Source organism: Streptomyces iconiensis (assembly GCF_028657195.3).
Classification (GTDB): Bacteria; Actinomycetota; Actinomycetes; order Streptomycetales; family Streptomycetaceae; genus Streptomyces; species Streptomyces iconiensis.
On the sequence record NZ_JANCPR020000009.1, the window covers coordinates 18,605 to 42,076 of the forward strand.

Genomic DNA, 23,472 nt, shown 5'->3' on the forward strand with positions numbered 1-23,472 from the left:
CCCGCATGCCAGGGGCCCGCGACGCCAAGGGCCGCACACCACGGGCGCCCGCACACCAGGGGTGCCCGCACGCCAAGAACCCGCACGCAGACGCGAGCCCCACCCGACGCCCCCCACATGGCATCCCGCAGGGTCCTCACATGGCACCCCCGCAGGGCCCCGCATGGCACACATCGCGGCCCCGGGGGGCGGGAGGGGCGGGATGACACCGGAGAGGATGAGTTCCTCCGAGGGACACCTTGTGTGTATCGCCACAAAGGTGTCAAAGGATCTTTTCGGGATGCCACGCTGCTCGGAACCGCCCGCTCCGCGTGGGCATCCCGTCCCCGGCCCACCCCGACCGGGCCGTCGGGAGCAAACCCGCATAGCGCCCCATACGGCCCGTCCTCCCGGGAGAGCCGGCGCACAAACCCGGGAAGCAGGCGACTGCCCGTGACCGCTCTTGCCCGTTGGTGCCTGAAGCGCCGCGCACTCGTTCTGCTGCTGTGGCTCACCGCGCTCGTGGGAGCCGTGACGGCCTCGGCCCTCATCGGCAGCTCCTACTCGAACGACTACCAGGCGCCGGGCACGGAGTCGGGCCATGCGGCCGAACGGCTGGACTCCGCCTTCCCCGACAGGAGCGGTGACAGCGACACCCTCGTCTGGCACACCGGCAGGGGCACCGTACGGGCGGCGGCCGTCGAGGAACGTATGGCGGACGCCCTCCGCGAGATCGAGGCGCTGCCCGGCGTCGGTTCCGTGGACTCCCCGTACGGCGCCGACGGCGAGACGCAGATCAGCAGGGACGGGCACACCGCCTACGCCAACCTCACCTTCGAGCGGCCGGCCGAGGAACTGGGCGAGGAGCAGGTCCAGCGGGTCGTGGACATCGCCAAGGCCGCCGGGGACACCGCAGGCCACGGTCTCCAGGTCGAGGCCGGAGGAACGGGCATCGCGACCACCGAGGCCCCCAAGGCACAGCTCGCCGAGATCATCGGGGTCGCGGCTGCCGCCATCGTCCTCTATCTCGCCTTCGGCTCGCTCGCGGCGACGGCGCTGCCGCTGATCACAGCCCTCGTCGCCGTCGGCACGGCCGCTGCGGGCATCGGGCTGCTCAGCAAGGCCATGACCGTCGCCGACTTCGCCCCCATGCTGGGCATGCTCATCGGGCTCGGCGTCGGTATCGACTACGCGCTGTTCATCGTCACCCGGCACCGCAGAGGACTGCGCTCGGGGCTGTCCGTGCACGAGGCCGCCGTACGCGCCGTGACCGTCTCGGGGCGCGCGGTGATCTTCGCGGGGGCCACCGTCTGCATCGCCCTGCTCGGCATGCTCATCCTGCGGCTCAGTTTCCTCAACGGGGTCGCGCTCGCCGCCTCGCTCACCGTCGTCCTCAGCGTCGCCGCCTCCGTCACCCTGCTCCCTGCCCTGCTCGGCATGATCGGCACGCGCGCGCTCAGCCGCCGCGAGCGCAAGGAACTGACGGAGAACGGGCCGCGCCCTGACCGGCCGACGGGCTTCGCCATGCGCTGGTCGGCGTTCGTCGAGCGGCACCCCCGGCTGCTCGGAGCGGTCGCGGCCGTGCTGATGGCGGTCCTCGCGCTTCCCACCCTCGGCCTGCACCTGGGCACCTCCGACCAGGGCAACAACCCGGCGGCCAGCACCACACGTCAGGCGTACGACCTGTTGGCCAAGGGCTTCGGGCCCGGTACGAACGGTCCGCTCACCCTGGTCGGCGAGGTGGACGGCGCCGGCGACAAGCTCGCCTTCGACCACCTGCCCGAGGTGATACGGGAGACCGGTGGTGTGGCGCAGGTCAGCGGGCCTGAGTTCAGCGCCAGCGGCGACACCGGCGTGATCACGGTCGTTCCCGACAGCTCGCCGCAGTCGCAGGACACCTCCGACCTCGTCGACCGGCTGCGCGGTGACGTGCTGCCCAAGGTGCAGGAGGGCACGACGCTGGATGTGAGTGTGGGTGGGGTGACCGCGGGCTACGACGACTTCGCCGAGGTCATCGTCGACAAGCTGCCGCTGTTCGTCGGCGTCGTCATCGGCCTCGGCAGTTTGCTGCTCCTGCTCGCCTTCCGCAGCATCGGCATCCCGCTGAAGGCCGCCGTCATGAACATCGCCGCCGTCGCCGCCGCCTTCGGGGTCGTCATCGCCGTCTTCCAGTGGGGCTGGGGCAGCGAACCGCTCGGGCTGGGCAGCGCCGGGCCCATCGAACCCTTCCTGCCCGTGATCATGGTTTCGGTGCTCTTCGGGCTGTCCATGGACTACCAGGTCTTCCTCGTCAGCCGTATGTACGAGGAATGGCGGCTGACCGGCGACAACAGACGGTCCGTACGCGTCGGCCTCTCCGAGACGAGCCGCGTCATCAACTCGGCCGCCGTCATCATGATCGCCGTGTTCGGTGCCTTCGTGCTCAGCGGTGACCGGATCATCGCGATGTTCGGCATCGCGCTGGCCGCAGCCGTCGCGCTGGACGCGTTCGTGCTGCGCACCCTGCTGGTCCCCGCGCTGATGCACATGCTCGGGGGCGCGAACTGGTGGCTGCCCGGATGGCTGGACCGCAGGCTCCCGCGCCTCAGCATCGAACCCGCTCCCGGGACCGGGCCCGGATCCGCTCCCGGGACCGGGCTCCAACCCGCTCCCGAATCAGCCCCCGGACCCGGGCCGGAACCGGTCGCCGGGCACGTCCTGGAGCCCGCGGTCGGTGCCGCTGCGGGGCCCGCAGCGGGGAGGGTGCAGGAGGGCCGTTCCGGGGTGCCGGAAATTGCTGGGGTCACGATTTCGCAGCAGCGCGGGGAATCTCTCATCGCTCTCTCAGAATCGGCCCCTACCGTGGCGGCCCATGGCTACCGAGAGCACCAAAACCGGGAATGACGACAAGACCGAGAAGGCCGACGCCGCGCCGGAGGAGCGCGACGAGAGCGTAGAGGCCCGCGAGGAGGAGGGCGGCGAGAAGAAGTCCGGCGCCGCTGACGATTCCCCGGCCCTCTCCAAGGACGGCACTGCCGCCGTCGATGACGACGACGATGACGATGAGGACGACGACGACGCCCTTCTCGCCGCCGACAGGGAGGCCGCTGACCTGCGGTCCTCGGGTGGCCGGGGCTGGGGCGCCGGAGCGGGCGCCGTGGTCGGCGCCGGGCTCGGACTTGCCTCTCTCACCGGCACATCTCTGAGCGAGATGCTCCGCGAGCGCAAGTCGCTCATCGGGCAGATCGAGAGCAACCCGCAGACCGGCGGGGGCGGCGACCAGATCCAGGCGCTCTACGGGGCGCCCTGGCACACCGCTGCGCTGATCAACGGCATCTTCGCGCTGCTGGCCGTCCTGGTGGGCGGACTCCTGCTGGCCGCGCTCAGCGGGCGCTCCGACGCACGGCCGTGGGTCAAGGCGGTCGCGCTGGGCGGGCTGGTGCTCGGCGTGATCGGGCTGATCGTCGCCGGCGGCATGTACTTCGACCTCTTCGCTTCGGCACCGGAGATGCCGAGCACGGGCGGCGCCGGCGGCGCAGGTGGCGCGGGTGGCGCGCAGTAGGCACCCCCAGTAGTGGCACGTAGGCAGTGGCACAGCGCGAGTGGCGCGCAAGTAGTGGCACGCAAGTAGTGGCACAGCGCGAGTGGCACGCAAGTAGTGACGCTATGAAAGCGGCACGCAAGTAGTGCGCTGTCCGAACGGAACGCAAGTAGCGCGCTGCCCCGTGGCATGCGACTAGTGGCATGCCTCGTGGCACCGCGCGGAGGGCACGCGAGCAGTGGCCCGGCGAGCAGTTGCACAGAGAGCAGCTGCCCGGCGAGCAGTGGCACCGTCCGAGTGGCCCGTAGGAACACCGGGCCGTGTCCCTAGGGCAGTTGTCCGGTGTCCCTAAGGCCCGCGGGCCCGCAGGACCGGGCAGTTGCCCGATGTGGCGGGGTCTCCTCAGAGAGGAGTGTGGAACCTGAGCGATCCACACAACTCCCGAGGGGACACCATGCTCAACAACACCGAACACCACATGCTGCGTATGGACGATCTGCGGCGCGAGGCCGCACGTGAGCGCATGGCACGCGAGGCCCTCGCCGCACGTAAGGAGTCCGGGCACGGCGACCGGCGGTTCCACCTGCCGCTCAGCTGGCGGCGCGTAGGCCGCAGGCAGCGGGAGGACTGGGTACGGGCCGTTTGAGCTGTGCCGGCCTCCGCGACCGTGCCTGCGTACCACGACCGTGCCGACGTACGGTGCCCGTTGTCGGTCCCGGGTGCGATGCTGAGCGGCGTGCCTCTGCAACCCGCTGTCAGCCCCGTATTCGTCGGCCGCAGAACCGAGTTGGCCGCGCTCATCGACGCGCTCGCCCGCGCGGAAGCGGGCGAGCCCCAGGCACTGCTGCTGGGCGGTGAGGCGGGCGTCGGCAAGACGCGGCTGCTGGAGGAGTTCCTCTCCGGCGTCCGCGCCTCCGGCGGCGTCACCACCACGGGCGGCTGCCTCGAACTGGGTGCGGAGGGGCTGCCGTTCGCACCCTTCACCACCGCGCTGCGCGGCCTGCGCCGCACCCTCGGCGACCCCGCGCTCGCGGCGGCGGGCGAGGGCCGCGAGGCCGAGCTGGTCCGGCTGCTGCCCGACCTGTCGACACCCGCGACACCCCCAGCGCAGACGTCCCACACCCCGGCAGGGGGTGCGGGCACCCCCGTGCCTGCCGAGCGCCAAGGCACTCCCCAGCGTGAGGAGTCCGAGGAGGGCGCCGACGGCGGCAGGGCCCGCCTGTTCGAGGCGACGGCGCAGCTCCTGGAGCGCCTGGCCGCCGACCGTACGGTCGTGGTGGCGCTCGAAGACCTCCAGTGGGCCGACCGCTCCACCCGTGAGCTGCTGGCCTACCTCTTCCGTTCCGTGCGCGCCTGCCGCCTGGTCCTGCTCGCCAGCTACCGTACGGACGACATCCACCGCCGCCACCCGCTGCGCCCCTTCCTCGCCGAGCAGGACAGGCTGCGCACCGTCGTGCGGGTCGGACTGCCCCGGCTCACCCGGAGCGAGGTGCGCGCCCAGATCGCGGGCATCCAGGGCGTCGAGGAACCAGAAAGCGACCTCGTCGAGCAGGTCTTCGCCCGCTCGGAAGGCATCCCCTTCTTCGTCGAGGAACTGACCGCCACCTGCGTGGATTGCGCCATCAGCGACCCGCTCCGCGACCTGTTGCTGCTCCGGGTCGAGGCGCTGCCCGAGAGCGCGCAGCAGATGGTGCGGCTCGCCGCCGGCGGGGGTTCGGCCGTCGAGCACACCCTGCTCGCCGCCGTCTGCGGGCTCGCCGAGGATGCCATGCTGGACGCCCTGCGCGCCGCCGTGGGCGCCAATGTGCTGCGGCCGACGGAGGACGGCGCCGGGTATCAGTTCCGGCACGCGCTGCTGCGCGAGGCCGTACGCGAGGACGCGCTGCCGGGTGAACTGGCCAGGATCAGCCGCCGGTACGCGGAGGCGCTGGAGGCCGAGCCCTCACTCGTACGGGCCGAGGAGCGCACGGCCCGCCTCGCGCACTACTGGTACCGGGGCAAGGACCCGGCCAAGGCGCTGCCGGCCGCGCTCGCCGCCTCCGGCGACGCCCGCAGAAGACACGCGTACGCCGAGGAGCACCACCTGCTGGAGCGGGTGATCGAACTGTGGGACGAGGTGCCGGAGGAGACCAGGGCGGAGCTGCCGCCACTGGTCATTCCACGCACCTATCCCGCGGGGCCCGGCGGCACCGGCGAAGTACGTTCCGGACCGTCCGTCGTGCGGCCCCGTTCCGGACCGTCCGTCGCGCGGCCCCGTTCCGAACGGCCCGTCGTGCGGCCCCCGCACTTCATGGAGGTGCTGGCCGAGGCCGTCGTCGCCGCGCGTACGGGAGGGAACGTCGAGCGCGCGCACGCCCTCACCAAGCGCGCACTCGCGCTGCTGGACGAGGCGAAGGACCCGGTGCCCAGCGCCTGGTTCCGGATCAAGCGCGCACTCCTCGTCGAGGACCTGGGCAAGGGCGACGGCTGGGAGGACATCGCCAGGGCGCAGGAGCTGGTGCGTGGCCTGCCCCCGTCGGCCGTACACGCCGAGGTGCTGACCAGCGCGGCGAACTGGGGCACGCAGCACCGCCCCGGCAGGGAGGCGCTCGCGACCGCCGTACGCGCCGTCGAGCTGGCACGCGTCGTGGGTGCGACCGCCATCGAGCAGCAGGCCAGGGTAGCGCTCGGCATCCTGCTCGTCGGCTCGGGCGACCTGGAGGGCGGGCTGGCCGAGATGGCGCGGGCCCGCGACGAGGCGGCCGAGGCGGGCGCCACGGGGGTGATGACGCACGCCGCCATCAACATCGCCCGGGAGCTGGAGGCGGCGGGCCGCTCCTCGCAGGCGGCGGCCGAGGCGGCGCGCGCCGCGCATCTCGCGGCCGAACGCGGCCGGCCCGACTACCACGCGGGAGCCCTCGCGGGACAGGCGGAGGCGCTGCTGTCCACGGGGGACTGGGACGCGGCCGAACGCCTCATCGACCAGGCCAGGGGCACGGCGCGCGCCGCCGACACGCGTGGCTGGGCCGCTCTCCTGCGCGCCAGGCTGGCCAGGGACAGGGGCGATCTGGCCGCGCTGGAGGCAGCGCTGGAAGAGGCGGTCGACGTCATGGGCACGGCGCCGGTCCCAGAAGCGGTGAAGCCCGTTCCGCTACGGCACTTCGCGTTGGTCCTCGCCGCGGCGCGCGGCGACTTCGAAGCCGCCAGGGGCGAGTGGGAAGGCGCGCGCAAGGACGGTTTCCGGCCGGGTACCCATCCGCACGTCTGGCCGCTGCTGCACACAGCGGCGGCGCAGGAGGCGGAGACCCGCGGCCTCCCGGCAGCCGAGCCGGGACGTGCCGGAACGCTGGAGGGCATCCGGCGCACCCTCCGCCGTCTGCCCCGCCTGGCGCCCGTGTGGGAGGCGTACGCGCTGCTCGTCGAGGCCGAACTCGCCCGTGCCGAAGGGGAGTCGGCACCCGCGAAATGGGCCGGGGCCGTACGCGCCTTCGAACAGCTGGAGCGCCCGCACCCCCTCGCACGTGCCCGGCTCAGATGGGCGGAGGCACTGCTGGACTCGGCCGAGGGGACAAGCGGCGGCGGTACGCCTGACCCCGCTGAGCTGCTGCGCCAGGCGCACGAGGCGGCAGCGCGGCTGGGCGCCGCGCCGCTGTGTGCCGAGGCCGGGCAGCTCGCTGCGCGCGCCCGTATCGCGCTGGACGGACAGCCGCGCGAGGCACGCGAGCGGGGCACAGCGCCAGGCCCGGCGGATCCGGCCGACACCTTCGGCCTCACGCGGCGCGAGCGCGGGGTCCTCGCACTCGTGGCCGAGGGGCACAGCAACCGTCAGATAGCGGAGCGGCTGCACATCGCGCCGAAGACAGCGAGCGTGCACGTCTCCAACATCCTCGCCAAGCTGGGCGTCTCGGGCCGCGGCGAGGCAGCGGCCATGGCCTTCAGACTCCGCCTCGTTCCCCCGCCCCCGAGCACAGCCACTCCGGCACGCCCGAGCACGCTCGCCCCGCCGTCACCGGGTGCGATCGGCGCGCAGTAGCGGGGCCGGGACGAGGCCAGGTGCCCCGGTCCGGGTACGAACCCGCGTGCGGCCGGGCGCCGTCGAGCAGCAGGCCCGTCGGCCGGGGCACCCAGACCGGTCGGCCACGGGCGGCAGGGGCCGCGTGCGGCCCGGGGCGCCGCTGCCGGTCCTGCCGCTGCCGGCCTTGCCATTTCGGCCCTGCCGCCGCCGGCCCTCGCGCTGCCGGCCCTCGCGCCGCCGGCTCTCGCACTGCCGGCCCTCGCACTGCTGGCTCTTGCCGCTGTCAGCCCTTGCGCTGCTCGGGCGGGCGGATGAGTACGTGTCCCGAGGCGAGGTCGATCGGCCCCTCGCCGGGGTCGCTGCTGGCCTCGTCGACGCGGTGTGCTCCAGCCGTCTGCGCTCGTCGTCCTCGTGGCGCCGGCTCGGTGAGAACAGCTCCTGGATCAGGTTGAACATACGGTCACCTCAGCGCACCTTGAGTCGAAGGACGCGGTCGTCCCCCTTCTCCGGTGATCCACGACCGTCCGTCTCGCTCGTGACCAGCCAGAGTCCGTCGCCGCCACTGGTGCCGTGGTCGGCGACGACCGTACGGAGACGCCCGTACTTCCCCTCCAGGAACGCCTGGGGCTTCGCCGCTTGTTCCGCCCCCTTGAGCGGGATCCGCCACAGTCGCTCCCCGCGCAGCCCCGCCATCCACACGGAGCCCTTGGCGAAGGCGAGCCCGCTGGGCGAGGCTTCGGCTGTCTTCCACTGGGCGACGGGGTCGGTGAATCCCTTGCCGCCCGCTCCCTTGTCCGCGCCCTCGGCGTCCGGCCAGCCGTAGTTCTTGCCGGGTTCGACGAGGTTCAGCTCGTCCCAGGTGTCCTGGCCGAACTCGGAGGCCCACAGGCGCTTGTCGTCGTCCCAGTCCAGCCCCTGCACATTGCGGTGGCCGTAGGAGTACACGACGGAGTCCGGCTCCGGGTTGCCCTGGCCGGGCGGGTCGCCGTCGGGCGTCATCCGCAGGATCTTGCCGCCGAGCGAGTCCTTGTCCTGGGACAGCCCGCCCTCGCCCGACTCGCCCGTGCCCGCGTACAGCATCTTGTCGGGGCCGAAGGCGATACGGCCGCCGTTGTGGACCGTGCCTTTCGGGATGCCCTTGAGTACCGTGTCGGGCGCCCCGAGCTGTTCACCCGCGTCCTTGTCGCCGTCGTAGACCATGCGCACGATGCGGTTGTCCGACTCGGTGGTGAAGTACGCGTAGAGCATGTTGTCGCTGCCGGGCGCCAGCGCGAGCCCCAGCAGTCCGCCCTCGCCGCCCGGGGCGACGCCGGGCACGGTGCCCGCCTCGGTCTTCTTGCCGCTCTTGCCGTCGACCCGGACGATCTTGCCGGTGTCGCGCGAGGCGATCAGCAGGTCACCGCCGGGCAGCGGGGCCAGCCCCCAGGGCGACTTGAGGCCCGTCGCCACGGTCTTGACGACCTCGACCGAGCCTTTGGCCGGGGCTGCCGTGGCCGACGTGTCCTCGTCCGGGGTCTTTCCGGGGCTGCTGCCGAGACCCGTGGGCCGGGGCGACTTCCCGCCTCCGTCGCCGTCCCCGCCCGAACAGCCCGCCGTCAGCAGGACGGTGAGGGCGAGCCCCAGCCCCACGTTCACACCCGTCGTACGTCGCACGCCGACTCCTCCTCGCTCGCGGCAGCGGTCGGACCCAGGGGACCACACCGCGCGGGGCGAAGGGGAGGTCACCGGTATGGACGTACGTTCTGAACGTACGTCCTGAACGAGCGTTCAAACCTGCGGTACGGTGTCCGCATGGGACATCGCGAAGAGCTGATGGCTGCGGCCCGCCGCTGCCTGGAGAAGCGCGGCTACGCACGGACGACCTCCCGCCATCTGGCGACGGAGGCGGGCGCACCGCTGGGCACGATCAACTACCACTACGGGTCCAAGGAGGCCCTTCTCAACGCCGCCCTGATGGAGTCCATCCGCGAGTGGGGCGACCGGATGCACGCCCAGGGCGGGTCAGGACCCGCGTCCGAACCCGCTGACGGGGGCGGCGTCACCGAGCGCCTGGAGCGCATGTGGTCGGGGGTGCTCGACTCGGTACGCACCGACAGGCCGATGCTGGTCGCCACCTTCGAGGCGTTCGCGCAGGCGGAGCACTCCGAAGAGGTGCGCCGCCAGATCGCCGACGAGTTCGAGCGGGCACGCCCCGAGATGGCGGCACTCCTGCACGGCACCGGCCCCGCCGGGCCTGAAGCGACCCCTGGGCCTGAAGAGGCTCCCGGACCTGAAGCGACCCCCGGCCCCGAAGCGGCCGAGGCCACCGACGCGAACGAGGCCACCGGCAATGCCGAGGGCTCTGGCGAGGCCGAGGACCCTGGCGCGACCGGGGCCGGCGGAGGCAGCGAAACCGGAATCAGCGAGGCCGCAACGGCCCGTGCCGTCGGCTCCGTCCACATGGCGCTGGTCGCGGGGCTCACCCAGCAGTGGCTGGTCGATCCCGAACGCGCGCCCAGCGCTGCCGAGTTGGCTCACGGCCTGCGTGTCGTCGCCCGCAGCCTCGAAGCCGAGCGGGACACGAGCGGGACACCCGCCCTCCGGCCGGCACCTGACCGCCTGCCCACCTGACCGCTCGCCTGCCCACCTGACCGCTCGCCGGGCCGCCTGACCGCTCACCGGCACGCCTGCCCGCCCGACGACCGACCGACGCCCGACACCGACCAGGGGAGCGGGAGTGCCAGACCCCTTCACCCACCTGCACGTCCACACCCAGTACTCGCTGCTGGACGGTGCCGCGCGGCTCGGTGACCTGTTCCGTGCCTGTGGCGAGCTGGGCATGACACACCTCGCCATGACCGACCACGGCAACCTGCACGGCGCCTACGACTTCTTCCACCGGGCCCAGGACGCCGGGATCACGCCCGTCATCGGTATCGAGGCATACGTGGCACCCGACTCGCGCCGCGACCGGCGTCCCGTGCGCTGGGGGCAGCCGCACCAGAAGCGCGACGACGTGTCCGGTTCCGGCAGCTACACCCACAAGACCCTCTGGGCAGCGGACGCGACCGGGCTGCACAACCTCTTCCGGCTCTCCTCCGACGCGTACGCCGAGGGCTGGCTGCGCAAGTGGCCGCGGATGGACAGGGAGAGCATCGCCCGGTGGTCCCAAGGGCTGATCGCCTCCACCGGGTGCCCCTCGGGCGAGGTGCAGACGCGGCTGCGGCTCGGCCAGTTCGACGAGGCGCTGAAGGCGGCCTCCGACTACCACGACATCTTCGGCAGGGGCCGTTACTTCCTGGAACTGATGGACCACGGCATCGAGATCGAACGCCGGGTACGCGACGGACTGCTGGAGATCGGCCGCAAACTGGGCATCCCACCGCTGGTCACCAACGACTCGCACTACACGTACGCGCACGAGGCGAGCGCGCACGACGCGCTGCTGTGCGTACAGACCGGCAAGAACCTCGCCGACCCCGACCGCTTCCGCTTCGGCGGCAGCGGCTACCACCTCAAGTCCACCGAGGAGATGTACGCGCTCGACTCCTCCCAGGCGTGGCAGGAGGGGTGCGCCAATACGCGGCTCGTCGCCGAACAGGTCGACACCACCGGCTGGTTCACCAAGCGCGACCTGATGCCCCGCTTCGGCGTCCCCGAGGGCCACACCGAGATCACCTGGTTCCGCGAGGAGGTCGAAAGGGGCCTCGCCCGCCGCTACCCCGGCGGTGTCAGCGAACAGCACAGGCGGCAGGCCGAGTACGAGATGGACGTCATCGTCCAGATGGGGTTCCCCGGCTACTTCCTCGTGGTCGCCGACTTCATCAACTGGGCCAAGGACAACGGCATCGCGGTGGGTCCGGGGCGTGGTTCTGCGGCGGGCTCGATCGTGTCGTACGCGATGGGCATCACCGACCTCGACCCGGTCGTGCACGGGCTGATCTTCGAGCGGTTCCTCAACCCGGAACGCGTCTCCATGCCGGACGTGGACATCGACTTCGACGAGCGCAGACGCGGCGAGGTCATCCGCTACGTCACCGAGAAGTACGGCTCCGACAAGGTCGCCATGATTGGCACCTACGGCACCATCAAGGCCAAGAACGCCATCAAGGACGCCTCCCGTGTCCTCGGCTACCCGTACGCGATGGGCGACCGGATCACCAAGGCCATGCCGGCGGACGCGGGCGGCAAGGGCATCGCGCTGTCCGGCATCACCGACCCCGCCGACCCCCGCTACGCCGAGGCGGGCGAGGTGCGGGCGATGTACGAGGGCGAGCCGGACGTACGCAAGGTCATCGACACCGCGAAGGGCGTCGAGGGTCTGGTCAGACAGATGGGGGTGCACGCGGCCGGGGTGATCATGTCCAGCGAGACGATCACGGATCACGTGCCCGTATGGGTCCGGCACAGCGACGGGGTCACCATCACCCAGTGGGACTACCCCAGTTGTGAGTCGCTGGGCCTGCTGAAGATGGACTTCCTGGGGCTGCGCAACCTCACGATCATGGACGACGCGGTCAAGCTCATCCAGCGGAACAAGGGCGTCACGCTCGACCTGCTCTCGCTGCCGCTGGACGACGCCAAGACGTTCGAGCTGCTGGGGCGGGGCGACACCCTCGGCGTCTTCCAGTTCGACGGCAATGCCATGCGCTCCCTCTTCCGCCTGATGAGGCCCGACCACTTCGAGGACATCACCGCCGTCACCGCGCTCTACCGCCCCGGCCCCATGGGGATGAACTCCCACATCAACTACGCCCTGCGCAAGAACGGCCAGCAGGAGATCACCCCGATCCACCCGGAGCTGGAGGAGCCGCTCAAGGACGTACTCGGCCTCACCTACGGCCTCGTCGTCTACCAGGAACAGGTCCAGAAGGCGGCCCAGGTCCTCGCCGACTACACCCTGGGCCAGGCCGACCTGCTGCGCCGCGCGATGGGCAAGAAGAAGAAGGAGGTTCTCGACAAGGAGTTCGTGAACTTCCAGAAGGGCATGCGGGACAACGGCTACTCCGACGAGGCGGTCACGGCCGTCTGGGACGTGCTGGTGCCGTTCGCCGGCTACGCCTTCAACAAGGCACACGCGGCGGCCTACGCGCTGGTGTCGTACTGGACCGCCTACCTGAAGGCCAACCACCCGGCCGAGTACATGTCCGGCGTCCTCACCTCCGTGGGCGACGACAAGGACAAGATGGCGCTGTACCTCAACGAGTGCCGCCGGATGGGCATTCAGGTGCTCCCGCCCGACGTGAACGAGTCCGACGCGACGTTCACGCCGCACGGCGACACCCGTATCCGCTTCGGCCTCACCGCCGTACGCAACGTCGGTTCGGGCGCCGTCGAGGCCATCACCCGCTGCCGCCGCTCCCGCGGGCGCTACGGCTCCTTCCCCGACTACCTCGACAAGGTGGAGGCCGCCGGCTGCCACAAGCGCACCGTCGAGTCGCTGATCAAGGCCGGCGCCTTCGACGCCATGGGCCACACACGGAAGGGCCTCACCGAGCGCTTCGAGCCGATGGTCGACAGCGTGGTCGCCGTCAAGCGGAAGGAGGCCGAGGGCCAGTTCGACCTCTTCGGCACCGGCGGCGCGGCCGGCACCGCGGCCGACGAGAGCGTGCCCGCGCCCCCTTTCGGCCTGGACGCCGTCTTCGACGACCACGAGTGGGACAAGCGGTACCTGCTGGCCCAGGAGCGCGAGATGCTCGGTCTGTACGTCTCCGACCATCCGCTCTTCGGCCTGGAACATGTGCTGGCCGACCGTACCGACGCCGCGCTCTCGCAGCTCGCGCAGGGGGAGTTCCCCGACGGCGCCGACCTCACGGTCGGCGGCATCGTCTCGGGCCTCCAACGCAAGGTCACCAAACAGGGCAACCCGTGGGCCATCGCCACCGTCGAGGACCTGGCGGGCACGCTCGACTGCCTGTTCTTTCCCGCGACGTACGAACTGGTCTCGGCGCAACTGGCCGAGGACGCCATCGTGTTCGTCCGCGGCCGGCTCGACCGCCGTGAGGACGCCCCGCGCCTCGTGGCCCGCGAACTCCGCGTCCCCGACCTCACCTCACTGGGCACCTCGGCACCTGTACGCCTCGACATGCACGAGGGAGCGGTGACGCTGCGCGCTGTGCGTGCGTTGCGTGAGGTGCTGGTGGCCCATCCGGGGGGCAGCGAGGTGCACTTGCGGGTTCGGGGTGCGGAGAAGACCACCGTGTACCGGCTGGGCCCCCGGGTGACGCCCGGTGCCGGGTTCTGGGCCGACGTCAAGGCCGCCGTCGCGCTGCTGGTCTGACGGGGTCCTCCCGCCCCGAGACCGGGGTGCCCCTTGTTGTGCGTCGCGGGCTGCGGGCCCGTCGTGGCCGTTCGCGCAGTTCCCCGCGCCCCTGACGGGGGCGCTCCCTCTTCTGCGTGCTGCTGTGCTGGGGAGGTCTGCGCCGAGGCGCAGGGCTGGCAAGCGCAGCACCCCTATGCGGGGCACGCAGGAGTGTGGGATTACTCCCAGGAGCCGACCGCGCCTGGTAGGGCGCCGATCTCCACCAGGTCCTCGGCCGTGAGCACCAGATCGGGCGCGGCGGCGTTCTCGCGTACCCACCGCTCCTTCTTCGTCCCCGGCACCGGAATCACATGGCGGCCCTGCGCCAGCAGCCAGGCCAGTGCGACCTGGGCGGGCGTCGCGTCACCGTGCCGCCGGGCCACGCGGCGCAGCCCGGCGACGATCGGCTGGTTCGCTGCCATCATCTCGGCGGTGAAGCGGGGGTGCCGCGCACGCACGTCGTCGGGCTCGAATCCGCCGCCGGTGGTGAGCGCGCCGGTGAGGTAGCCGTTGCCGAGGGGCATCGCGGCCAGGAAGCCGATGCCGCGCGCCTCGCACCAGGGCAGCAACCTCTCCAGCGGCTCGCGTGACCAGACGGACAGTTCGGCCTGCACTCCGCTGACGGGGAACACCTGCTGGACGCGTTCGAGCTGCCGTATGGTCGCGTCGTGCATCCGCGTGCCAGCGCGCCGGTCGGCACGTGCGCCGACAGCGCAGAACCCCAGCGCGCGCACCTTCCCCGCTGCCACCAGGTCCGCCATGGCGCCCCACGTCTCTTCCACGGGCACCTCGGGGTCGGCGCGGTGGAGCTGATAGAGGTCGATGACATCGGTCTGGAGCCGCCGCAGCGAGGCGTCGCAGGCCCGCTTCACGTAGCTGGGACGGCCGTTGGCGACGAGGTGCTGTTCGCCGGCGAGCAGCCCGCACTTGGTGGAGACGAAGGCGTCGGAGCGCCGCTTCCTCAACACCCGCCCGATCAGCAGCTCGTTGGTGAAAGGCCCGTACATGTCGGCCGTGTCCAGCAGCGACATCCCCGTGTCGAGCGCGGTGTGCACGGCTTGCAGCGAGCCCTCGCCGCGCTGTTCCGAGGTGGAGTACGCCCAGCTCATGGGCATGCACCCCAGCCCGACAGCGCCCACTTCCAGGGCTGCCGCACCGATAGTCCTGCGCTCCACCTGGACGAGCTCCCTCCTGAACGGCCCCCGAACTAGCGGTTGCCTCTGGCGTCACACGCGCACCCTCTGATCACAGGGGCCACTCCTGATCGCCCTACGTGCGCACTAATCTTTCCCCATGGCTCCCGCGACAGAGATCTGGCTCTCGCTTCCACCCCACTCCGTCGAGGGTCTCCCGGACTCTCTGACGTACCACTATTGGAACGGTGCGGAGGAGTTTCCGGCGGACCCTGCCGACTGTGCCTTCTACGTCGTTCCCTATTACCAGGGTCCGACGGTCGCCGTACGGCCGCTCCCCCTGATGACGGGCTTGAGAGTGGTGCAGACCCTGACGGCAGGAGTCGACCATCTCATGTCCGCCATCCCGCGCCTCCCCACCGGGACCCGGGTGTGCAACGCCCGTGGTGTGCACGACGCGAGCACCGCCGAACTCGCCCTCGCGCTCACCCTCGCCTCCCTGCGTCACCTCCCGGAATCCGTCCGTGCGCAGGATCGCGGAGCGTGGCTGCCCGAGCTGTGTCCCGCGCTCGCGGACAAGACGGTGCTGATCGTCGGCTACGGGGCGATAGGCGCCGCGATCGAGGAGCGGCTGCTGCCCTTCGAAGTCGCCGCCGTGCACCGCGTGGCCCGTACCGCGAGAACCGCTCCGAGGGGCCCTGTACACGCGCTGGACGATCTCGGTCAACTCCTCGGGCCCGCCGATGTGGTGATCCTCGCGACGCCCCTCAACGAGCGCACCAGAGGGCTGGCCGGACCTGACTTCCTCTCCCGTATGAAGGACGGAGCGCTGCTGGTCAACGTCGCGCGAGGGGGAGTGGTCGACACCAAGGCGCTGCTCGCCGAAGTCGGCACACCCGCCTCGGAGCCCGGTGCGGAGGACGGCGCTCCGGGGCGGCTGCGTGCGGCGCTCGATGTCACGGATCCCGAGCCCCTGCCGGAAGATCATCCGCTGTGGAGAGTGCCCGGCGTGCTGATCACCCCGCACGTGGGAGGCGTCACCTCCGCGTTCTACCCCCGTGCCGGAAGACTGCTCAGCGAGCAGTTGAGGCGCTGGGCGGCCGGTGAGGAGCTGGAGAACACGGTGGCCGTGGCGTAGCCGCCGTAAACCCTCGGAGGCCGTCAGAAGCCACTCTACGGAGGCGTACGACTGCACCCTGTACTGAAGGGCCCTCTTGTCGTTACCGTCTGTATTGGGACTATGTCCCTGAGTGACGAACCTGGTGTATCGTCCCGACGGGGGGCGAAACCCGGACACGAGGGGGGCGACGGGCGAATGCGCGATCAACGGACGAACTGTCGGGCGCGGCATACGGATTGGCCGCTACCACACCCCACCGGCCGTGCGCGGCCCCCGCGTTCAGCGGTGGAGCACTGCGGAAAGCAGCACAAGTACGCGAAGAAGCCCCCGGCCGTACGGGTGGCGCGATGAGTACTCACGAAGCGGCCCCCCGGCGGGGCCGGTACTGGCCCACCGCAACCGCCTCGCGCGCCAGGCGCACCGTCCCGCACGGGAAGCCGGAGCCGCACGGGAAGCCGGAGCCGCACGGAAGGGGTTCCGACAGCGGCGCACGGAGCGGCGTGCTGCCACAGCTCGTACTCGCGGCCGTCTGCGCGGCCTACGCCGTGGGCGCGCTCGTCGGCTGGGGCTCGGAGACCGTGGCCCTGCTGATGGGGGACTTCGGACTGAGCGCTGCCGCGCTCCTCGCCGCCGTCTCCTGCCTGTGGTACGCGCGCACGCTCCCCACCCACAGGCCACACGGCGGCTCGCCCTGCGACGCCAGCCGCCCCGCGTGGGTGCTCTTCGGGATCTCCTCGCTGATGGCGGCGGTCGGCAACGGCGTATGGGGCTGGTACGAGCTGGTGCTGGGGCAGTTCGTGCCGCAGCCCTCGCTCGCCGACTTCTGTTTCCTGCTCTTCGCGCCTCCGGCCATCGTCGGCCTGCTGGTGCTCGCCAAACGTCCGGTCACCCGCGCCGGCTGGGTCTGCCTCAGCCTCGACGCCTGGCTGATCGGCGGCTCGCTGCTCACCCTCTCCTGGTCCCTCGCGCTGGCCCACACGGCTTACTGGCAGGGCGACTCCGTGGCCAGGGCCGCGCTCAACCTCGCCTATCCGCTGCTGGACATCGTGCTCGTCAGCATGGTGCTGGCACTCCACTTCCGGCGCACCTCCGTGCACCGCAGCGCCATCAACACCGCCATCGGCGCCCTCGCGCTGACGGTGCTGTGCGACGCGCTGTTCACCTCGCCGATGCTGCGCGAGCGGTACACCTCGGGGCAGTTGCTGGACGCGGGCTGGTTCGCCGCTTCCCTGCTGCTCGCGTACGCGCCATGGGTGGGCAGGCGCGGCCCCGCGCCCGCGCCGCCTGCCCCCGGGCCGCGGCTCAACCTGGCGAAGGTCAGGGAGGCCGAGGCGCGTGCCACCCCTCCCAGCCGCCCCATCACCGGTTCGCTGGCCGCGCTCACGCCGTATCTCGCGGCTGCCGTGTGCACGCTGGGCATCCTCTACAACTCCCTGGACGGCCGTGAGCTGGACCGCGTCGTGCTCTTCACGGGCTGCACGGTCGTGCTGGCGCTCGTCGTCCGGCAGGGCATCATGCTGCTGGACAACATCACGCTCACCCAGGAACTGGCCCAGAAGGAGAACCACTTCCGCTCCCTCGTCCAGGGATCCAGCGACGTCATCATGATCGCCGCCTCCACCGGGGTGCTGCGCTACGTCTCCCCGGCGGCAGCGGGGGTCTACGGCAGGGAGGCCGACAAGCTCGTCGGCTCCGAACTCGCCTCCCTCGTGCACCCCGAGGACCTCGGCCAGGTGCTGCACGAACTGCGCCGCTTCCTGGCCACCTCCTCCGAGCAGGAGTCCTGTACGAGGATCGAGTGCCGCTTCCGGCACGGCGACGGGCACTGGCTGAACGTCGAATCGACGGTGAACCGCTACCAGGGCGGCCTCATCTTCAACAGCCGGGATGTCACCGAACGGGTCAGGCTCCAGGCGCAGTTGCAGCACAACGCCTCGCACGACGCGCTCACCGACCTGCCCAACAGGGCCCTGTTCACCGAGCGCGTCCGTCAGGCCATCGGCGGGCGGCGCGGCGGCGACGGCGGCACCGCTGTGCTCTTCATCGACCTGGACGGCTTCAAGGCCGTCAACGACACCGTCGGACACCAGGCGGGCGACGAACTGCTCGTGCACGCGGCCCGCAGGCTGCGCGAGTCCGTACGGGCGGGCGACACGGCTGCCCGGCTCGGCGGTGACGAGTTCGCCGTGCTCATCCGCGGCGACGGCGAGCCGGGAGCAGCCCCCGACGCCGAACGCGAGCTGCGTATACACGACATCGCCGACCGGCTCAGGCTCACACTCTCCGACCCGTACCGCGTCGAGAGCACCGAGGTCAGGGTCGCGGCCTCCATCGGGATCGCGTTCGCCGAGCCCGGGATCACGCCGAGCGCGCTGATGCGCAACGCCGACCTGGCGATGTACCGCGCCAAGCAGGCGGGCAAGGCACGCGTCGAGCTGTACGCGCCCCAGATGCAGGCCGAGGTCGTCAAGCGCGCCGAACTGGCCGCCCGCCTGCGCAGCGCCCTGCACGACGGCGAGTTCGCGCTGCTGCACCAGCCGATCGTCGAGCTGGCCAGCGGCAAGGTGACGGCCGTCGCCGCCGAGGCGCGCTGGCGCTCGGCACAGGGCATCCTCTTCACCCCCGCCGAGTTCCTGCGCACCGAGGGCGCCTCGGCCCGCGAGGCGCGGGGTGCCAGCGGTGAGCGCGCGGCCGAGGTGAGCCGCTGGCTCCTGGAGGAGGCCGTACAGCAGGCCGCCACCCGCCAGCGCGCCGGATACGGGGCTCCGGTGACCGTCCGCATCCCCGCACGCCGGCTCACCGAGCCCGGGATGGAGCCACGCAACGTCGGCGCCCTCCTGGCCCGGCACGGTCTGGCGGCTGCACCCGGGCCGACGGGCGCGGCGGCGCTGGGCGCACCGGCGGGTTCGGCGGGGCTGCCCGGCGCCCCGGGCGCGCTGATCCTGGAGCTGTCCGACAGCGACCCGCGTATCCCGCTGGACGAACTGGAGCGGAGGCTGACCGCGCTGCGCCGCCTGGGCGTGCTCATCTCGCTGGACGGCTTCGGCAGCGGAGCGGCTGGGGGAGCGTCGATCTCCGCGCTGCGCAGGCTGCCCGTGGACATACTGCGTCTCGACCGAGGGCTGACCGACGGCATCGTGGAGTCCTCGCGGCAGCGGAAGATCACCGCCGGTCTGCTGCGGATCGCGGGCGACCTGGGCCTCACCACCGTCGCCGAGGGCGTGGATCTGCCCGAACAGGCCACGCTGCTGCGCGAGATGGGCTGTACGCACGGGCAGGGCGCCGTCTTCTCAGGACCGCTGGACGAGCACAGGCTGCGCCGGGCGCTGGCACGCGGGGTCTACGCCGTACCTGAGACGGCGCCCCGTACCGGCGGCCGGGCCGCCGGGCACGGCGAGGAGCACCCGGGCAGCCGCGCCGTCGCGGTCGCGGGCGCGCTGCCCGTACGTCAGGGGGGAGTGGCGGGACCTGATCCCGTGGCCACGCACTCTCCTGTGACGCACTCGGCCCTGCGCTCAAATGCTGAGACGCCCGTCCCACCCACTTGACACCCGGGGCTTGACGGGGAGAGGGTCAAGACCATGCGCACCCGAATTCTCGTACTTGGAAAGCGCGTCGGCTGACCGGGGTTCCCACACGAATCCCGCGACCAATCAGCGGCGCGCTCCCCTCGCTTGCCTCACGGCACGGGGGGTTTTTTGTTGCATCAGCACCTGAGCACGTACCGGAAATTTCGGTACGAACCCGCACAGAACGAGCGTCAACCCTCACTCTTCGAGAAGAGATAAAGCCGATGACCGAGCAGGCCACCGGGGCCCCCAAGCCGCAGCCGCGGGCCCGAAACGGCGGACAGCAGCAGACCTCCGTTCCGGCGCAAGCTGCCGCCCGCATCACGGGCGCCCAGTCCCTCATCCGTGCTCTTGAGGAAGTCGGCGCCGACACCGTATTCGGCCTTCCCGGCGGGGCGATCCTGCCCGCCTACGACCCGATGATGGACTCCTCACGCGTCCGTCACGTCCTGGTCCGCCACGAGCAGGGCGCGGGTCACGCGGCCACCGGTTACGCGCAGGCCACCGGCAAGGTCGGGGTCTGCATGGCCACTTCGGGCCCCGGCGCCACCAACCTGGTCACACCCCTCGCCGACGCGCACATGGACTCCGTTCCGCTGGTCGCGATCACCGGACAGGTCGCGAGCGCGCTCATCGGCACGGACGGGTTCCAGGAAGCCGACATCTGCGGCATCTCGATGCCCGTCACCAAGCACAACTTCCTCGTCAGAAGAGCCGACGACATCCCCAGGACGATCGCCGAGGCGTTCCACATCGCCTCCACGGGACGCCCGGGACCCGTCGTCGTCGACATCGCCAAGGACGCGCTCCAGGGCCAGACCACCTTCCAGTGGCCGCCCGCCACCGACCTGCCCGGGTACCGCCCGGTCACCAAGCCGCACGGCAAGCAGATCCGCGAGGCGGCCAAGCTGCTCGCAGAGGCAAGCCGTCCGGTCCTCTATGTCGGGGGCGGTGTCCTCAAGGCCGGCGCCACCGCAGAGCTGAAGGTGCTCGCCGAGCTGACCGGCGCACCCGTCACCACCACGCTGATGGGCATCGGCGCCTTCCCCGACAGCCACCCGCAGCACCTGGGCATGCCCGGTATGCACGGCACCGTCGCCGCCGTCACCGCGCTCCAGAAGGCGGACCTGATCATCGCCCTCGGCGCCCGCTTCGACGACCGCGTCACGGGCAAGCTCGACTCCTTCGCGCCGTACGCCAAGATCGTGCATGCCGACATCGACCCCGCCGAGATCGGCAAGAACCGCGTGGCCGACGTCCCGATCGTCGGGGACGCGCGCGAGGTCCTCGCCGACCTGGTGGTCGCACTCCAGGGGGAGACGCCCGAGGCGCGCATGACGACGGGCACCGACAGGTACGCGGACTGGTGGGCGCTGCTCAACCGCTGGCGCGAGGCGTATCCGCTGGGCTACGACATCCCGGAGGACGGCTCGCTCGCGCCCCAGCAGGTGATCCAGCGGATCGGCCAGCTGGCGCCCGAGGGCACGATCTTCGCGGCAGGCGTCGGCCAGCACCAGATGTGGGCCGCGCACTTCATCGACTACGAGAAGCCCGCGACCTGGCTCAACTCCGGCGGCCTCGGCACCATGGGCTACGCGGTGCCCGCCGCGCTCGGCGCCCAGATCGGCGAGCCCGACCGTACGGTGTGGGCCATCGACGGTGACGGCTGCTTCCAGATGACCAACCAGGAACTGGTCACAGCGGCGCTCAACGGCGCCCCGATCAAGGTCGGCATCATCAACAACGGCGCCCTCGGCATGGTCCGCCAGTGGCAGACGCTGTTCTACAACCAGCGCTACTCGAACACCGTGCTGCACAACGCCGAGGAGGGCGAGCCCAACAAGGGCACCCGCGTCCCCGACTTCGTCAAGCTCGCCGAGGCGATGGGCTGCGTCGGCATCCGCTGCGAGGACCCCGCCCAGCTCGACGCGGTGATCGAGAAGGCCAACTCCATCAACGACCGGCCGGTCGTCGTGGACTTCATCGTCCACGAGGACGCCATGGTCTGGCCCATGGTCGCGGCAGGAACCTCCAACGACGAGGTCATGGCGGCGCGCGGCGTCCGCCCCGACTTCGGCGACAGCGACGACTGACGGCCACGGAACGGAACGGAAGACAGACACATGTCCAAGCACACGCTCTCCGTCCTGGTGGAGAACACGCCCGGCATCCTCGCCAGGATCGCCTCGCTCTTCTCCCGCCGCGGCTTCAACATCGACTCGCTCGCCGTAGGCGTGACCGAGCACCCCGACATCTCGCGCATCACCATCGTGGTGAACGTCGAGGACCTGCCCCTGGAGCAGGTCACCAAGCAGCTCAACAAGCTGGTCAACGTCCTCAAGATCGTTGAACTGGAGCCGGGCTCAGCCGTCCAGCGCGAACTCGTCCTCGTGAAGGTCCGCGCCGACAACGGCACCCGCTCCCAGATCGTGGAGATCGTCCAGCTCTTCCGCGCCAAGACCGTCGATGTCTCGCCGGAGGCCGTCACCATCGAGGCCACGGGCGGCAGCGACAAGCTGGAGGCGATGCTGAAGATGCTGGAGCCGTACGGCATCAAGGAACTGGTGCAGTCCGGAACGATCGCCGTAGGACGTGGCGCGCGCTCCATCACCGACCGGAGTCTCCGCGCGCTTGAGCGCTCCGCGTGACCCCACGCACAGCACAGGCAGTACCGCACGACCGGCCCGGCATAGGTTGGGCCTCACCATTCATCAGCACAAGGAGAATTCCCCAGTGGCCGAGCTGTTCTATGACGACGACGCCGACCTGTCCATCATCCAGGGCCGCAAGGTCGCGGTTCTCGGTTACGGCAGCCAGGGCCACGCCCACGCGCTGTCGCTGCGTGACTCGGGCGTCGACGTCCGGGTCGGCCTGCACGAGGGCTCCAAGTCCCGCGCGAAGGCCGAGGAGCAGGGCCTGCGTGTGACCACGCCGGCGGAGGCGGTCAAGGAAGCCACCGTGATCATGGTGCTGGTTCCCGACCCGGTCCAGGCCAAGGTCTACGAGGAGTCCATCGCCCCGAACCTGAAGGACGGCGACGCGCTGTTCTTCGGTCACGGCCTGAACATCCGCTACGACTTCATCAAGCCCCCGTCCTCGGTCGACGTGTGCATGGTCGCCCCCAAGGGCCCGGGCCACCTCGTCCGCCGCCAGTACGAGGAGGGCCGCGGCGTTCCGTGCATCGCGGCCGTCGAACAGGACGCGAGCGGCAGCGCCTTCGCGCTCGCGCTCTCGTACGCCAAGGGCATCGGCGGCACCCGCGCCGGTGTGATCAAGACCACCTTCACCGAGGAGACCGAGACCGACCTCTTCGGCGAGCAGGCCGTGCTCTGCGGCGGCACCTCGGCGCTCGTCAAGGCGGGCTTCGAGACCCTCGTGGAGGCCGGTTACCAGCCGGAGATCGCCTACTTCGAGTGCCTCCACGAGCTGAAGCTCATCGTGGACCTCATGTACGAGGGCGGCCTGGAGAAGATGCGCTGGTCGATCTCCGAGACCGCCGAGTGGGGCGACTACACCTCGGGCCCGCGCGTGGTCAACGACCAGACCAAGGCCGAGATGAAGAAGCTGCTCGGCGAGATCCAGGACGGCAGCTTCGCCAACAACTGGATGGCCGAGTACAACGCCGGTCTGCCCAAGTACAACGAGTACAAGAAGGCCGACCAGGACCACCTCCTGGAGACCACGGGCAAGAAGCTCCGCGGCCTCATGAGCTGGGTCGACGAGGACAAGTAACCCCCACGGACCGCGGGGTCACCGGCCCGCACCCCGGCAGCGGCGGGAACAGGCACCTCCAGGGTGCCGCCCGTCGCTGCCGGGGTGCGGTGGTGCGGTGGCGCGGCATCCGCCGGACTCCGGCGTGCCCCGTCCCGCCCTCAAG

At 71.1% G+C, this 23,472-nt stretch carries 13 protein-coding genes and 1 pseudogene; 11 read left to right on the forward strand and 3 right to left on the reverse strand.

Going from position 1 to position 23,472, the window contains the following annotated elements:
- Window positions 1–432: 432 nt before the first annotated feature.
- The 4 genes from NMN56_RS11020 (at window position 433) to NMN56_RS11035 (ending at window position 7,511) form a co-directional block, all read left to right on the forward strand.
- A complete protein-coding gene (locus tag NMN56_RS11020; RefSeq protein ID WP_274044174.1) occupies window positions 433–2,862 on the forward strand; it encodes an MMPL family transporter in 2,430 nt (809 codons plus the stop codon).
- Window positions 2,831–3,520: a hypothetical protein gene (locus NMN56_RS11025; protein WP_274044173.1), complete on the forward strand. Its 690-nt coding sequence runs from the start codon at window positions 2,831–2,833 to the stop codon at window positions 3,518–3,520. Before NMN56_RS11020 ends, NMN56_RS11025 begins: the two co-directional genes overlap by 32 nt.
- 433 nt (window positions 3,521–3,953) lie before the next feature.
- Window positions 3,954–4,145, forward strand: coding sequence for a hypothetical protein (locus NMN56_RS11030; RefSeq protein ID WP_274044172.1), 192 nt, complete (start codon window positions 3,954–3,956; stop codon window positions 4,143–4,145).
- Window positions 4,146–4,223: 78 nt separating this feature from the next.
- Window positions 4,224–7,511 (forward strand): helix-turn-helix transcriptional regulator, encoded by a 3,288-nt coding sequence (locus NMN56_RS11035; protein ID WP_274044261.1) that lies wholly within the window; start codon window positions 4,224–4,226, stop codon window positions 7,509–7,511.
- A 265-nt stretch (window positions 7,512–7,776) separates the two neighbouring features.
- On the opposite strand, the pseudogene NMN56_RS43235 reads toward NMN56_RS11035, so the two are convergent.
- Window positions 7,777–7,845, reverse strand: a pseudogene (locus NMN56_RS43235) (DUF6191 domain-containing protein); the annotation flags it as partial.
- A 113-nt stretch (window positions 7,846–7,958) separates the two neighbouring features.
- Window positions 7,959–9,146, reverse strand: a complete 1,188-nt coding sequence (locus NMN56_RS11045) for a PQQ-dependent sugar dehydrogenase (RefSeq protein WP_274044171.1) — start codon at window positions 9,144–9,146, stop codon at window positions 7,959–7,961.
- A gap of 138 nt (window positions 9,147–9,284) precedes the next feature.
- Between NMN56_RS11045 and NMN56_RS11050 the strand changes: the two genes are divergently transcribed.
- On the forward strand, window positions 9,285–10,103 hold the full coding sequence (locus NMN56_RS11050) for a TetR/AcrR family transcriptional regulator (protein WP_274044170.1): 819 nt from the start codon (window positions 9,285–9,287) through the stop codon (window positions 10,101–10,103).
- Between the two features lie 106 nt (window positions 10,104–10,209).
- Window positions 10,210–13,752 (forward strand): DNA polymerase III subunit alpha, encoded by a 3,543-nt coding sequence (dnaE, locus tag NMN56_RS11055; protein ID WP_274044169.1) that lies wholly within the window; start codon window positions 10,210–10,212, stop codon window positions 13,750–13,752.
- 200 nt (window positions 13,753–13,952) lie between these two features.
- On the opposite strand, the gene NMN56_RS11060 is transcribed toward dnaE, so the two are convergent.
- Window positions 13,953–14,948, reverse strand: coding sequence for an aldo/keto reductase (locus tag NMN56_RS11060; RefSeq protein WP_274044168.1), 996 nt, complete (start codon window positions 14,946–14,948; stop codon window positions 13,953–13,955).
- A gap of 118 nt (window positions 14,949–15,066) precedes the next feature.
- On the opposite strand from NMN56_RS11060, the gene NMN56_RS11065 reads away from it, so the two are divergent.
- From NMN56_RS11065 to ilvC, 5 genes are all read left to right on the forward strand, one after another.
- Window positions 15,067–16,044 (forward strand): 2-hydroxyacid dehydrogenase, encoded by a 978-nt coding sequence (locus tag NMN56_RS11065; RefSeq protein WP_274044167.1) that lies wholly within the window; start codon window positions 15,067–15,069, stop codon window positions 16,042–16,044.
- Between the two features lie 329 nt (window positions 16,045–16,373).
- Entirely contained in the window at window positions 16,374–19,574 is a 3,201-nt protein-coding gene (locus NMN56_RS11070; RefSeq protein ID WP_274044166.1) for a putative bifunctional diguanylate cyclase/phosphodiesterase, read from the forward strand.
- 245 nt (window positions 19,575–19,819) lie between these two features.
- Window positions 19,820–21,688, forward strand: coding sequence for an acetolactate synthase large subunit (locus NMN56_RS11075; RefSeq protein ID WP_274044165.1), 1,869 nt, complete (start codon window positions 19,820–19,822; stop codon window positions 21,686–21,688).
- A 30-nt stretch (window positions 21,689–21,718) separates the two neighbouring features.
- On the forward strand, window positions 21,719–22,243 hold the full coding sequence (gene ilvN, locus NMN56_RS11080; RefSeq protein WP_274044164.1) for an acetolactate synthase small subunit: 525 nt from the start codon (window positions 21,719–21,721) through the stop codon (window positions 22,241–22,243).
- Between the two features lie 85 nt (window positions 22,244–22,328).
- A complete protein-coding gene (gene ilvC, locus NMN56_RS11085) occupies window positions 22,329–23,327 on the forward strand; it encodes a ketol-acid reductoisomerase (RefSeq protein ID WP_274044163.1) in 999 nt (332 codons plus the stop codon).
- The last annotated feature ends 145 nt before the right edge of the window (window positions 23,328–23,472 follow it).

Coding starts and splice junctions, on each gene's coding strand:
- NMN56_RS11025 (WP_274044173.1), top strand. CDS start 2,831: ATGGCTACCGAGAGCACCAAAACCGGGAATGACGACAAGACCGAGAAG.
- NMN56_RS11030 (WP_274044172.1), top strand. CDS start 3,954: ATGCTCAACAACACCGAACACCACATGCTGCGTATGGACGATCTGCGG.
- NMN56_RS11035 (WP_274044261.1), top strand. CDS start 4,224: ATGCTGAGCGGCGTGCCTCTGCAACCCGCTGTCAGCCCCGTATTCGTC.
- NMN56_RS11050 (WP_274044170.1), top strand. CDS start 9,285: ATGGGACATCGCGAAGAGCTGATGGCTGCGGCCCGCCGCTGCCTGGAG.
- NMN56_RS11065 (WP_274044167.1), top strand. CDS start 15,067: ATGGCTCCCGCGACAGAGATCTGGCTCTCGCTTCCACCCCACTCCGTC.
- NMN56_RS11070 (WP_274044166.1), top strand. CDS start 16,374: ATGAGTACTCACGAAGCGGCCCCCCGGCGGGGCCGGTACTGGCCCACC.
- NMN56_RS11075 (WP_274044165.1), top strand. CDS start 19,820: ATGACCGAGCAGGCCACCGGGGCCCCCAAGCCGCAGCCGCGGGCCCGA.
- ilvN (WP_274044164.1), top strand. CDS start 21,719: ATGTCCAAGCACACGCTCTCCGTCCTGGTGGAGAACACGCCCGGCATC.